Origin of the sequence: Rhodobacter capsulatus (genome assembly GCF_005144475.1) — a bacterium.
GTDB classification, from domain to species: Bacteria; Pseudomonadota; Alphaproteobacteria; order Rhodobacterales; family Rhodobacteraceae; genus Rhodobacter; species Rhodobacter capsulatus_C.
Genome location: NZ_SWJZ01000002.1, coordinates 25,004 through 38,233 on the forward strand (window position 1 = coordinate 25,004; position 13,230 = coordinate 38,233).

Below are 13,230 nucleotides of genomic sequence, written 5' to 3' on the forward strand. Positions count from 1 at the left end.
CTTGCGAAAACGGGGCCCGAAGGCCCCGGTCTGCATCAACCCAGCAGACGACGGGCAATCACCTGCGCCTGAATTTCCGCCGCGCCCTCGAAGATGTTCAGGATGCGGGCGTCGCACAGGATGCGCGAGATCGCATATTCCAGCGCGAAGCCGTTGCCGCCGTGGATCTGCAGCGCATTGTCGGCCGCGGCCCAGGCGACGCGGGCGCCGAGCAGTTTCGCCATCCCGGCCTCGACGTCGCAGCGATGGCCGTGATCCTTTTCCCAGGCCGAGAAATAGGTCAGCTGCCGCGCGATCATGATTTCGACCGCCATCATCGCAAGCTTGCCGCCGACACGCGGGAACGCGATCAGCGACTTGCCGAATTGCTTGCGGTCGATCGCATAGCGCATGCCGATCTCGCAGGCGGCCTGGGCCACGCCGACGGCGCGGGCGGCGGTCTGAATCCGCGCCGATTCAAAGGTTTCCATCAGCTGCTTGAAGCCCTTGCCGGTCTCGCCACCCAGAAGGTTTTCGCCCTTCACCCGGAAGCCGTCAAAGCCAAGCTCGTATTCCTTCATGCCGCGATAGCCCAGCACCTCGATCTCGCCGCCGGTCATGCCGGGGGTGGGGAAGGGGGTTTCTTCGGTGCCCGGGGTCTTTTCGGCGAGGAACATCGACAGGCCGCGCCAGTCGGTGGTGTCGGGCTCGGTCCGCGCCAGCAGCGTCATCACATGGGTGCGGCTTGCATGGGTGATCCAGGTCTTGTTGCCGGTCACCACCCAGTCGTCGCCGTCCCTCACCGCGCGGGTGCGCAAGCTGCCCAGGTCGGAGCCGGTGTTCGGTTCGGTGAAGACCGCGGTGGACAGGATCTGCCCCGAGGCAAGGCCCGGCAGCCATTTCTGTTTCTGCTCCTCGGTGCCGCCGCAGAGGATCAGTTCCGCGGCGATCTCGGAGCGCGTTCCAAGGCTGCCGACGCCGATATAGCCGCGCGACAGTTCCTCGGTCACGACGACCATCGAGGCCTTGGACAGGCCGAGCCCGCCGTAGGCCTCGGGGATGGTCAGGCCGAAGACGCCCAGTTCCGCCAGCTCCTCGATGATCTCCATCGGGATCAGTTCGTCCTTCAGGTGCCATTCATGCGCGTTCGGAATGACCCGGTCCTCGGCATAGCGATGGAACTGATCGCGGATCATTTCCAGCTCTTCATCGAGACCCGAAACGCCGAACAGCGCCCGGCCCTGATTGTCCTGCATCAGCGCCACCAGCGCCATCCGCGCCGCATCGGTGTTGCCCCGCGCCATCAGGCTGCGGGCGGCCTCGGACGGCGTCCAGCTGACGCCAAGATCGGTCAGACGCGCCACTTCGACCTGGCTCATCGGGATGCCGCCGGCGATCTGGTTGAGATATTCGCCAAAGCCGATCTGCAGGATCAGGCTTTCCATCTGCCCGAAAGCCCCCGCCTCGGCCACCCGACCGGCCCAGCCGCGCAGCTGGATCAGCGACTGGTTGTAGGTCGCCAGCCAGGCCAGCGCATGGGCGGTGAACTGGTCCTCTTCCAGCGCGGCATTCGACACCTTGCCGCCGCGGCTGACCTTGATTTTCAGCGCCTCGGTCGCTTGCGCCGTCAGCTGCGCAATCTCGGGAAGGGTGGCTTCGGTGAGCGCAAGCAGGTCGGCAAGAAGGATCGTATCAGTCATGTCAGCCCCATCGACGCCGGGATTCGGCGGTTTTCTGCAGTCGCAGCCTGCTTAGGCATTTTGCAACCGCAGCGCAATAATAATTCGCGATTGATGCGCGGCAAGACCGAATGTGTCGTGATGAAAATTCTTTCTTCAGGCCGTCCCGTTCAGGCCGCCACTGCGCCGCGCCGCCGCCGCCGTTCGGCCGCCAGCGCCTGCGCCTCCTCGGACGACAGCCTGCGGCAAGCCGGGACGGCATGCAGCGGCAGATCCATCCGCGCCACCAGCCCCGAAAGGGCGGTTGTCTTCGCCAGCGCGGGGGTGCGGGCCAGACGGCCGATGTTCAGGCTTTCCACGCGGCAGCCGTCGGCGATCAGCAGATGGTGCCCCTGCAACAGCAGCCCGTGCCAGCTCAGCACGCAGGGCCGGTCGGGCTGCTGCGCGCTGATCCCGTCGACAAGATGATGCGCCGGAACCAGAACCTCGGTGTCGCCGAACAGCGCCTCGACGGCGGCACCGCGCAGCGCGATGCGGTGTTGCGGCAAGACCCACAGATCGCGGGTGGCGCCAAAGGCGGGGGCGCAGAGCCGCACCGGCCGCAGGCTGCCGAGCGCGGGCAGGGCGATCCGCCCCGACCACAGCAGCGGTTGCGCCCCGGCATCGGCGGTCAGCACCAGATCGCCCGCCTTCAGACTGGCGGCAGGGCATTCGCCCTCGGGCGTGGCGATCGGCGTTGACGGCGCGAAACAGCCGCCCGGCCCGACCGGCTGCATCTGGCTGCCGAAGGCCAGCCATTCGACGCGCGGGCCGATCTGCGCCGGGCTGCGGCCCTCGGCCAGCGCGGCCAGTTCGGCGCGCGACAGCGGCATCGCCCCCGTGCCGACGCGCTGGCGGATCTGCCCGCCGTCGATCGTTTCCAGCGTCAGCCGGGTCTCGTCGGTCTTGCAATCCCAGCTGAAGACCAGCCGCATCCGCCCGCCCGCGGCGCAATCCTGCGCGATGTCCAGCGTCAGCGCCTGCACCGCCGCGCCCTGCCGCTGCACCAGCGTCAGCACGCCCTGCGCATCAAGCGAGATCGACAGGAACCAGGTCCAGCCATTCTGGTCGCCCAGATGCAGCAGCGGCAAAGGCCCGGTCTCGCCCGGCATCAGCGCGAAGTCCAGCATCAGACTGCCCCGGCCCAGCGCCGCGGGCAAAGCGCGATCGGACAGCCGCACCGGCCCGCGTCCGGTCAGATGCGCCGCAAACCAGCCGTGTTCCAGCATCATCGCCCCCTCAGATCACCAGCTTGCGCATCATCTGCGATTCCTGCAGACGCAGCATCCGCGGGGCCCCGGCTTCGGGTTGCGCCTCGCCCGGGATCGGGCGCGGACCGGGGCGGAAACATTCCACCGCCAGACCCTCGGCAAAGACCATGTGGGCGCAGTCGAAAACGAGCCGGACATAATCGACCATCCCGCCCGGATGGCGCGAGACCATCTCGCCATCGACCAGCGTGCGGGCGGCGACCAGAACCTCGGCCTCGCCGAAGAGCATCTCCAGCACCGGATCGCGCACCAGCACGCGCTGTTGCGGTGCCACCAGAACCGCGCGGTCGGCGCCATGCGCGCCCGCGGCAAAGCGGATCGGCGCCTGCGTGCGCAGGGCGGGCAGGCGCATCCGTTCGACGCTGACCACGGGCTGCGCCCCGGCGTCCTGCGTCTCGACCATGTCGCCGGGTTTCAGCGTCTCGACCCGGCGCAGCCCGGTCGGGGTTCGGACCCGGGTTCCGGCCGCGAAGCCTTCCAGCAGGTTCGGGGCCGCGACCGCCACTTCCCGCGCGCCAAAGATCGATTTCGCGATCTGCGCCGCCGCTGCCGAGGGATCCAGTCCCAGAACTCTGCCAAATGCCATCTCTTGCCCCATATGCCTGCGGGCAAAACATCATCGAGCCGGGAAAATCCCGTCCGTCCCGGCCATCCGGCCGTCCTGGGGGTGGGCGATTCTGCCCTGCTCGTGTGCCCTGCCTCGGGTCGTCTTGATTTTGTTCAACCGTAAGTCAGCTTTAGCCCCCTTGGAAACGAAAATTTCCGTGATGCGGGGGGATCGGGGCCGCGGTGACCCGGGGGCAACACCGGTTGTTGCGCGGGGGGGAAAGCGGGGCTAAGCCAAGGCATCGCACAGGAGCAACCGATGACCCTCGACCCCGTTCAACTGACTGCCGATCTGATCCGCTGCCCCTCGGTCACGCCCGTCGAGGGGGGGGCGCTGGTGCTGCTGGAACGGGTGCTTTCGGCGGCCGGGTTCGCCTGCACGCGGGTCGACCGCAACGGCACGCCCAATCTCTTCGCACGCTGGGGGGCGAAGGGGGTGAAGACCTTCGGCTTCAACGGTCACACGGATGTCGTGCCGGTGGGCGATGCGGCGGCCTGGACGCAGGAGCCGTTTTCCGGCGCGGTGATCGAGGGCGTGCTGTGGGGCCGCGGCGCCACCGACATGAAATCGGGCGTGGCGGCCTTTGTCGCCGCCGCCGTCGATTTCGTCACCACGACCCCGCCCGAGGGCGCGATCATCCTGACGATCACCGGTGACGAGGAAGGCCCGGGCAAGGATGGCACCGTGGCGCTGCTGGACTGGATGAAAGCCGAGGGCGAGGCGATGTCGGTCTGTCTGGTGGGCGAGCCGACCTGCCCGGAAACCCTTGGCGAGATGATGAAGATCGGCCGCCGCGGCTCGATGACGTTTTATCTCGAGGTCGAGGGGGTGCAGGGCCATTCCGCCTATCCGCACCGGGCAAAGAACCCGCTGCATGCTCTGGTCGATCTGCTGGGCCGGATGACGGCGGAACCGCTCGACCGCGGCACCGAACATTTCGAGGCTTCGACGCTGCAGATCACCACGATCGACTGCGGCAACCCGGCGAACAACGTGATCCCGGCGAAGGCGCGGGCGACGGTGAACATCCGCTTCAACGATGCCCATACTTCGGCGAAGATCGAGGACTGGGCGCGCGGGCTGATCGCCGAGATCGAGGCGGAAACCGGGACGCGCGTCACCTTGTGCACCGAGGTTTCGGGGGAAAGCTTCCTGACGCCCCCCGGCGATTTCGTCGAGCTGGTCAGCCGGGCTGTCGTGTCGGAAACCGGGGTGGTGCCGGTGCTCTCCACCTCGGGCGGCACCTCGGATGCGCGCTTCGTCAAGGATCACTGCCCGGTGCTGGAATTCGGTCTGGTCGGCAAGACCATGCATCAGGTCGATGAACGCATCGAGGTGGCGCAGATCACCCGGCTGAAGGCGATCTATGCCCGCTGCCTGCGCGACTTCTTCGCATGAGGATCGTCGAGACCACCGATCTGACTGCGGTCCATGCGCTGCGCCGCGCCGTCTTCATCGAGGAACAGGGCGTGCCCGAGGCCGAGGAATGGGACGATCTGGACGGGCAGGCGGTGCATCTGCTGGCGCTGGAGGGCGCGGCCGCGCTGGGCACGGCGCGGCTGTTCGTGGCGGGCGGGACGGGCAAGATCGGCCGGGTCTGCGTCGCCCGTGCCGCGCGGGGCCGCGGGCTTGGCACGGCGCTGATCGCGGCGGGCTGTGCGCGGCTGCTGGCGCTGGGCTGCGCCCGGGTCGAGCTGGGCGCGCAGCTGCAGGCGCTGCGCTTTTACGAAGGGCTCGGCTTTGCCGCTTTCGGCCCGGTTTATGACGATGCGGGCATCCCACATCGCAAGATGGCCCGCGCGCTGGCGCCCTGATCCGGGTTTTTGCGCTCAAAAGCGGGCGGGACGCGGTTTTTCGATATCTTCGAAGTGTATCTTTAAGGATTTGCGCTGACATCTGGGATCTGGACCGGTTTCAACGAGGCATCCATGTCTGCGGATCTGGCGCAACTGCGCAGCCTGCTCGACGGGTTTCCCGGCGCGGCGCTTGCCGTGTCCGACGCGGCCCGGCTGCTTTGGGCCAATGCCCGGGCGGAAAGCCGCCTTGGCACCGCGGAACGCCTTGGCGCCCGGGTCGAGACGGTGTGTCCCGGGGCTTTGGGAGAACGCATCGCCGAGATCGTCACGCCCGCGGACGGGACGGGGCTTTCGCAGCGCTTCGCCATCGATCTTGACGCGGCGGGCGGCGGTGTGGGGCCAGGGCGGCTGGCCGAGGTGACGATCTGGCCGGTCTGTCCGGATGGCGGCGACAGGGTCTGGCTGGTGCAGATCCAGGAGCCGGTGGCCCCGCCCGAGAGCAGCGACCGCCGGGCGCAGGAAACCCGGCTGGCCGAGGCGCTGGCCGAGGCGCAGGCCGCCCGCATCGCCGCGCAGGCCACCGCCGATGCGCTGACGACGGCGCTGATCTGCGGCGAAACCGGGGTCTGGTCGATCTGCGCCGAGCTGGGCGAGGCCTGGATGCCCGACGAATGCTATCGTCAGCTGGGCTACGCGCCCGGGGATTTCATCCCCGACGAAATCGGCTGGCGCAGCCTGTTCCACCCCGACGACCTCGATGCGGCGCTCGCCCGGATGCAGGATCTGGTCTGCGACCGGGCCCCGGTCTTCACCGCCGACCACCGGCTGCGGCACCAGGACGGCAGCTATCACTGGTATCGCACCGTCGCGCGCAAGATCGACCGCTCCGACCGGGGCCTGCCCTTCATCGTCAGCGGCGGCTTCACCCGTATCGACGAGGCGAAGGCGATCGAGCGGCGCTTGTCCGACGCGCTCGCCGATGCGCAGAAAAGTCGCGCCAAGGCCGAGGAACGCGGCGAGCTTTTGCGCACCTCGGCGCTTTGCGCCGGGATCGGGTCGTTCAGCGTCTGCCCCGATCTGGCTCTGGGCTGGACCCCCGACGAGACCTATCGCCTGTTCGGCCATGCCCCGGGGGCTTTCGCCTCGACCGATGCGGGCTGGCGCAGCCAGATCCACCCCGACGATCTGGCCTCGGCCGTGCGCGAGATGGAAAAGCTGAAATCCGGGGCCAGCGATCTTTACGTGCACGAACACCGCTGCCGTCATGCCGATGGCAGCTATCACTGGTATCGCGCCATCGCCCGTCGCGTCGACCGCTCGGACAAGGGGCTGCCCTATCTGCTGGCCGGGGTGATCATCTGCATCGACCAGAGCCGGGAAAACGAACGCCGTCTGGCCGAGGCGGCAGAGCGCGCGCAACACGCCCGGGACCGGCTGGACACGCTGGCCGACAATGCCCCGGGGGCGCTGTTCGAATATCGTCGCAATGGCGACGGGTCGATCGACATGCCCTATTTCAGCGCCAAGCTGCCGATGATGGTGGGCGTCGCCCCCGAGGTGATCGTGGCGAATGGCGTGAATGTCTTCACCCACATGCCGCAGGACATGATGCCGGAGATCTTCGGCTGGATCGAGGACTCGCGCCTGAACGGCACCCCGTTCGAGCACCGGCTGCCGGTCGATCACCCCGAGCGGGGCCGGATCTGGCTGACCGTTTCGGCGCTGCCCTGCAACCAGCCGGACGGGGCGACGCTCTGGTTCGGCAACGTCTTCGACATCACCGAACAGATGAACATGACGCGGGAGGCCGAACGCTCGGCCGCGGCGGTCCGCCGTGCCCATGACCGCATGGTCACCATGGCCGAAAACGCGCCCGGGGCGATCTTCGAATGGCTGCGCGAGCCCGACGGCCATTTCAGCTTCGCGTTCTTCAGCGCCGTCCTGCCCGATCTGCTGGGCCTGAGCGGCGAGGCGCTCGAGGCGGACGGGGCGGCGGTCTTCACCCGGATCCTGCCCGAGGACATTCCGTCGGTGCAGGCGGCGGTGATGCACTCGGTCGAGACCCTGACCCGGTTCGAGATCCTGCACCGCATCCAGCATCCGCAGCGCGGCCTGCGCTGGCTGCATGTTTCCGCCAGCCCGTTCCCGCAGGATAACGGCACCATCGTCTGGTATGGCAATGCGATGGACGTGACCGAGCAGATCGAGGCCAAAAGCCGCGAGGAACAGGCGGCCGAGGCGATGCATCAGGCGCATGAACGCCTGGCCTCGATCGCCTCGATCGCGCCGGTCGGGCTTTACGAATTCCGCCGCGATGCCGATGGCGGCACCTCTTTCCCCTACGCCAGCCCCTATCTCGAGGATATGCTGGGCGTGGGCTACGGGGTTTTTTCGCGCGTCGCCTCGACCGATTATCTTTTTGCCAATGTGCACCCCGACGATCGGCCCGATTTCATGACCGCGCGGGGCGACAAGGCGACCAATCTGGAACTGTGGAACCAGCGTTTCCGGGTGCAGCACCCGACCCGCGGCGAGATCTGGCTGGCCAATTCCGCCACGCCCAAGGCGCAGCCGGACGGGTCGGTGGTCTGGACCGGGGCGCTGCACGATGTCACCGCCGATGTCGCGCGCGAGGCGGAATTGCGCCGCGCCCATCTGCTGGCCGAAACCATGCGCGCCGAAAACGAACGCCAGGCGCTGCATGACGGGCTGACCGGGCTGCCGAACCGGCGCAGCTACGACAATGTCCTCGCCCGGCGCATCGGCGACGCGGCGGCGGGCGGTCCGCGCGACGGCGTGCTGATCCGGGTCGATCTGGATCACTTCAAACATGTCAACGACACGCTGGGCCACGAGGCCGGGGACATGGTGCTGCAGCGCGTCGCCGATGTGTTGCGCGCCGAATTGCGGGGCGGCGATTTCGCGGCGCGGATCGGCGGCGACGAGTTTTCGATCATCCTCGCGCCCGGTCAATCGGGCGGCCATGCCCGCGAGGTGGTCGAGCGGATGCAGGCACGGCTGGCGGAACCCTTGTGGTTCGACGGGCGGCAATGCCGGTTCGGCGCCTCGTTCGGCGTTGCCGAGACCGAAGATCTCGCGGCCATGGGCACCGAGATCCAGCTTTTCGCCGATGCCGCGCTTTATCGCGCGAAGGAGGGGGGGCGGAACCGGATGGAGTTCTTTACCCCCGAGCTGCACCAGAACATCCTGTTCGACCGCAAGCTGGCGGGCGAGATCCAGGAGGGGCTCGAACGCGAAGAATTCGTGCCGTTCTTCCAGTCGCAGGTCTGCGCCCGGAGCGGACGGCTGACCGGGGTCGAAACGCTGCTGCGCTGGCGCCACCCCGAACGCGGCCTGCTGGCCCCCGATGCCTTCATGCATGTGGCGGTGCAATTGCGACTGGTGTCGGAAATCGACCGGGTGATGATGGAGAAATCGGCCGCCGCCTTGACCTCCTGGCGGGCGCGCGGGCTGAATGTGCCGAAGATCAGCTTCAACGTCTCTTCGGGGCGGATGCATGATCCCGATGTGGTGCGGGCGGCGCGGGCCATCGCCGAGGGCGAGACCAAGGTGACGTTCGAATTGCTGGAATCGATCCTGGTCGAGGAGGAGAGCGAGGTGTTCCGCTTCCATCTCGATGCGCTGCGCGATGCGGGGATCGAGATCGAGATCGACGATTTCGGCTCCGGTCACGCCTCGATCATCGGGCTGATGCAGATTGCCCCCTCGGCGCTGAAGATCGACCAGCGCATCGTGGCCCCGGTGGCGCGCGATCCGCGGTCGAAAAATCTGGTGCGGGCGATCGTCGAGATTGCCGAAACGCTGGGCATCGCCACCGTCGCCGAAGGGGTCGAGACCTGGGCGCAGGCCGAGATCCTGCGGGATCTGGGCTGTGACGTGCTGCAGGGCTTTCTGTTCTCGACGCCGCTTTCGGCCGAGGATTTCGCGCAGATCTGCACGCAGGAAGTGCGTCGCGCCTAGGCCATCGTTGGGCCGCCCTTGCCGCGGGCGGGGCGGGGCCGCATAGTCCGGCGATGTCCAGCCCACGCCGCCCCCCGCCCGCCCATCCGTTCCATGTCATGGCAAAGCCCATCGGGCCGCGCTGCAATCTCGCCTGTGACTACTGCTATTACCTTGAAAAAGAAGCGATGTTTCCGCCCGGCCATCGCTTTCGCATCGATGATGCGGTGTTGACCCGGTTTGTCGCCGATTACATCGCCAGCCAATCCGCCGCCGGGCTGCGCGAGATTGCCTTTGCCTGGCAGGGCGGCGAGCCGATGCTGATGGGGCTCGACTGGTTTCGCCGTCTTGTCGCGTTGCAGAGTCGGCTTTGCCCGCCCGGGCATCGGGTCTCGAACCTGATCCAGACCAATGGCACGCTGATTTCCGACGCCTGGGCCGGGTTCTTCGCCGAGCAGGATTTTCTGGTCGGGCTCAGCCTTGATGGCCCGCCCGCCATGCAGGACGCGGCGCGGCCGGATCGGCGCGGGCGGCCCTCGTCTGCGGCGGTGCTGCGCGGGCTCGAGCGGCTGCAGCGGGCCGGGGTTCGGGTCAATCTGCTGACGGTGGTATCCCGGGCGAATGTCGCCGATCCGGTCGCGGTCTATCGCTATCTCTCGGGGCTTGGTCCCGAGTTCCTGCAATTCATCCCGGCGCAGGAGCGTATCCTGCCCGATGGCCGCCGCGCCGGGGCGCCCGGGCGCGGCGACAGCGGCGCGGTGCTGGCCCCCTTCTGCATCACCGGCCTCGACTATGGCCGCTTCCTCTGCGCGATCTTCGACGACTGGATCGCCCGCGACGTCGGCCGCATCTTCGTGCAGCATTTCGACGAGATGCTGGGCTTGCTGATGGGCGCCCCGGCGGGGCTGTGCGTCTTTGCCGAGACCTGCGGCACGGCGCTGGCGCTGGAACAGGACGGCGGGCTGTTCACCTGCGATCACTATGTCTACCCCGCGTTCCGGCTGGGCAACATCAAGGCCCGTCCGGTGGGGGAACTGGCCGCGCTGCCGAAGGCGCGGCTGTTCGGCAAGGACAAGCAGGCCGGGCTCTGCGCCACCTGCCGCGGCTGCGACTGGCGCTTTGCCTGTCAGGGCGGCTGCCCGAAGCACCGCACCGCGCCCGAGCCGGGCGGGCCGGGCCGGATCAACCATTTCTGCGACGGCTACCGGATGTTCCTGACCCATGCCGCGCCGAAGCTGCGCCGGATGGGCGCTCTGATTGCCGCGGGCCGCCCCGCGGCGGCGATCATGGCGGACGCCTGACCCGTTCGAATGCGGCGGATTTTCCGCAGCGGTGGCAGGATTTTCTTCATCTCCTTTTGCCATCCTGTTCCGGGACAGATCCAGAAGGACACTTGTGATGATCACCGCCGTTTCCAACGCGCCGCCCGTCGCGCAGGCGCAAACCGCCCGGGCCGCGACGGCCAGCAACCCGGCCTTCACCCTTTCGGAGGCGGAGACCGCGCCGGAACCGTCTCAGGATTGGGCCGGTTCAGGGCAAGCGAGCCGGATGCAGGAAGCCCTTCTTCAGGCGCGCGCCGCCGCAGCGAACCAGACCGAAGCTCCGGCCCCCGCCGCGGAGGAGGAGACGGCCGTGTCCGAGGCCGGCGCCGAGGCGGCGCCTGCGGGGGCAGCAAGTGCCGGGTCCGATCACATTGCCCCGGCAGGCACGCGCGCCGCGGGCGATGCCGCCTCGGAGAAACAGGAAACGAGCGACGCCGATCGCAAGAAGGCCGCGCGCAAGGCGGCGAAGGAGATCGAGGAGAGTTTCGACCGGATCAAGGAATTGCTGGCGAACCGGACAGAGGTTCCCGAGGCCGCGACAGGATCGCAGGCCGCCGCCAGCGCCTGGGCCGCCAGCCGCAAGGTGCTGGGCATTTCGTCGCTCCCCTCTGTCTCCGCAAGCACTGGCGCCCCCTCAGCCTGAGGGCAGACCCGCCTCGGCCCGCAGCCACTGCCAAAGCGCCTCGGCCCCGGCGTCGCGCGGCGCCTTGGCCAGCAGAAAATACCCCCGCTCCGGGTCGGCCAGTTCCGGCCCGGCCTCGACCAGCTGATCGCGGGCGAGCAGCCGATCCACCAGCCCGCGCCAGCCCAGCGCCACGCCCTGTCCGGCCAGCGCCGCCTCGATCACCAGCGCATAGGTGTTGAAGCGCAGATCCCCGCGCGCGCTGCGCGGATCGCGGGCAGGCGTCAGGGCGCGCTGGTAGGTCGGCCAGTCGAACCAGACCGCCCCCGGTTCGGCATCAAGGTGGATCAGCGGCGCATCGGGCAGCACGCCCGCAGGCAGGCCCGCCCGCAAGGCCGGGGCGCAGACCGGCACCACCGCCTCGGGCATGATCTGCACCGCCTCGGGGCCCAGCTCGGCGCGGGAGGCGAAAACCACCGCCATCTCGCCCTCGGCCCGTGTCCCGGCATGTTGCAGCGCGACGATCTGCAGTTCCAGTTCGGGATGGGCGGCGCGGAACAGATGCAGCCGCGGCATCAGCCACAGGCTTGAAAAGGCGTAATCGGTGAACAGCCGCAAGGCCTTGCGCCGAGGTGTCGGGCGCAGCTCCTCGGCCAGGGCATCGACTTGCGTGACCGCCCGGGTCAGGATGTCATGCAGCGCCCGCCCCTCGGGCGTCAGCACCACCCCGCGGGCCTTGCGCAGTAGCAGGGCCACGCCGAATTCCCCCTCGGCGCGGCGGATCTGATAGCTGACCGCGGGCTGGGTGATGTTCAGACGATGGGCCGCTTCGGACAGGCTGCCCGCCCGCCCGACCTCGGCAAAGACCCGCATCCAGCCCAGATCGACCCGCCGCATCAGACATAACCTTTCTTTATCGCAAGCATTCAGAAATTGCCCCTGTACAGGGCAAACTGTCTCACCTTTCATAAGCGAATGAAATAGCTGACAGGGAACCGGAATGACCTTCTCCATCGCCTGCCGCACGGGGCTTTCCGTGGCCTTCCTTTTGTCCGGCGCCGCGGTGGCCCTGGCCGATGACGCCAGCTGCGCCACGATCCGGCTCTCGGACCCGGGCTGGACCGATATCACCGCGACGAATGCCGTCGCCTCGGTGGTGCTGACGGGGCTGGGCTATGCGCCCGAGGTGAAGACGCTGTCGGTGCCGATCGGCTACGCGGCGATGAAGACCGGCGAGATCGACGTGTTTCTGGGCAACTGGATGCCGGCGCAGCAGAAATTCATCGACGATCTGACCGCGGCCGAGGCGGTCGATCATCTCGCGCAGAACCTGACCGGGGCGAAGTTCACCCTGGCCGTGCCGACGGCCGCGGCGGCCAAGGGGGTCACGGATTTCGCCGATCTGGCCGCGCATGGCGCCGCGTTCGACCACAAGATCTACGGCATCGAGCCGGGGGCCCCGGCGAACGCCAATATCCAGAAGATGATCGACAGCAATGATTTCGGGCTGAAAGACTGGCAACTGGTCGACTCGGGCGAGCAGGCGATGCTGGCGCAGGTCGATCGCGCGGTGACGGAGGGCAAGGGGATCGTCTTCCTCGCCTGGGCGCCGCATCCGATGAACGCGACATTCGATCTGACCTATCTTTCGGGGGGCGACGCCTATTTCGGGCCGGATTTCGGCGGCGCGACGGTGCACACGCTGGCGCGCAAGGGCTGGGCGGGGGCCTGTCCGAATGCGGGCAAGCTGTTCTCGAACCTGGTCTTCGAACTGGGCATGGAGAACGAGCTGATGGGATCGATCCTCGGCGGCTCTGATGCCAAGGTGGCGGCCAGCGACTGGATCAAGGCGCATCCCGAGGTTCTGGGCCCCTGGCTCGACGGGGTGACGACGCTGGACGGCCAGCCGGGCGAGGCGGCGGTCAAGGCCGCGCTGGGACTGTAAGGACAAGGCC

10 protein-coding genes are annotated in these 13,230 nt (G+C 68.0%); 6 read left to right on the forward strand and 4 right to left on the reverse strand.

The window, feature by feature from the left end:
* Nucleotides 1–35 precede the first annotated feature (35 nt).
* The 3 genes from FBT96_RS00225 to FBT96_RS00235 all read right to left on the reverse strand — a co-directional run bounded on the left by FBT96_RS00225 (nucleotide 36) and on the right by FBT96_RS00235 (nucleotide 3,554).
* Complete coding sequence (locus tag FBT96_RS00225) at nucleotides 36–1,679, reverse strand: acyl-CoA dehydrogenase family protein (RefSeq protein ID WP_136904397.1); 1,644 nt, start codon at nucleotides 1,677–1,679, stop codon at nucleotides 36–38.
* A 149-nt stretch (nucleotides 1,680–1,828) separates the two neighbouring features.
* The gene (locus FBT96_RS00230; protein ID WP_136904398.1) at nucleotides 1,829–2,929 is read right to left on the reverse strand and encodes a Hint domain-containing protein; all 1,101 of its coding nucleotides are present in this window, start codon (nucleotides 2,927–2,929) and stop codon (nucleotides 1,829–1,831) included.
* Between the two features lie 7 nt (nucleotides 2,930–2,936).
* A complete protein-coding gene (locus tag FBT96_RS00235; RefSeq protein WP_169583086.1) occupies nucleotides 2,937–3,554 on the reverse strand; it encodes a Hint domain-containing protein in 618 nt (205 codons plus the stop codon).
* Nucleotides 3,555–3,833: 279 nt separating this feature from the next.
* Between FBT96_RS00235 and dapE the strand changes: the two genes are divergently transcribed.
* The 5 genes from dapE (at nucleotide 3,834) to FBT96_RS00260 (ending at nucleotide 11,296) form a co-directional block, all read left to right on the forward strand.
* Nucleotides 3,834–4,973 carry a succinyl-diaminopimelate desuccinylase gene (gene dapE, locus FBT96_RS00240; RefSeq protein WP_136904400.1) on the forward strand — a complete coding sequence of 380 codons (1,140 nt, stop codon included), beginning with the start codon at nucleotides 3,834–3,836 and terminating at the stop codon, nucleotides 4,971–4,973.
* Nucleotides 4,970–5,389, forward strand: coding sequence for a GNAT family N-acetyltransferase (locus FBT96_RS00245; protein ID WP_136904401.1), 420 nt, complete (start codon nucleotides 4,970–4,972; stop codon nucleotides 5,387–5,389). Before dapE ends, FBT96_RS00245 begins: the two co-directional genes overlap by 4 nt.
* Nucleotides 5,390–5,503: 114 nt before the next feature.
* The gene (locus FBT96_RS00250; protein WP_136904402.1) at nucleotides 5,504–9,352 is read left to right on the forward strand and encodes a GGDEF domain-containing phosphodiesterase; all 3,849 of its coding nucleotides are present in this window, start codon (nucleotides 5,504–5,506) and stop codon (nucleotides 9,350–9,352) included.
* A 98-nt stretch (nucleotides 9,353–9,450) separates the two neighbouring features.
* Entirely contained in the window at nucleotides 9,451–10,632 is a 1,182-nt protein-coding gene (locus FBT96_RS00255) for an anaerobic sulfatase maturase (RefSeq protein WP_249306179.1), read from the forward strand.
* Between the two features lie 97 nt (nucleotides 10,633–10,729).
* Nucleotides 10,730–11,296 (forward strand): hypothetical protein, encoded by a 567-nt coding sequence (locus tag FBT96_RS00260; RefSeq protein ID WP_136904404.1) that lies wholly within the window; start codon nucleotides 10,730–10,732, stop codon nucleotides 11,294–11,296.
* Here FBT96_RS00260 and FBT96_RS00265 read toward each other — a convergent pair.
* Nucleotides 11,288–12,172 (reverse strand): choline sulfate utilization transcriptional regulator, encoded by an 885-nt coding sequence (locus tag FBT96_RS00265; protein WP_136904405.1) that lies wholly within the window; start codon nucleotides 12,170–12,172, stop codon nucleotides 11,288–11,290. The two genes, FBT96_RS00260 and FBT96_RS00265, sit on opposite strands and share 9 nt — an antisense overlap.
* Before the next feature lie 103 nt (nucleotides 12,173–12,275).
* Between FBT96_RS00265 and FBT96_RS00270 the strand changes: the two genes are divergently transcribed.
* Nucleotides 12,276–13,220, forward strand: a complete 945-nt coding sequence (locus tag FBT96_RS00270) for a choline ABC transporter substrate-binding protein (protein WP_136904406.1) — start codon at nucleotides 12,276–12,278, stop codon at nucleotides 13,218–13,220.
* The last annotated feature ends 10 nt before the right edge of the window (nucleotides 13,221–13,230 follow it).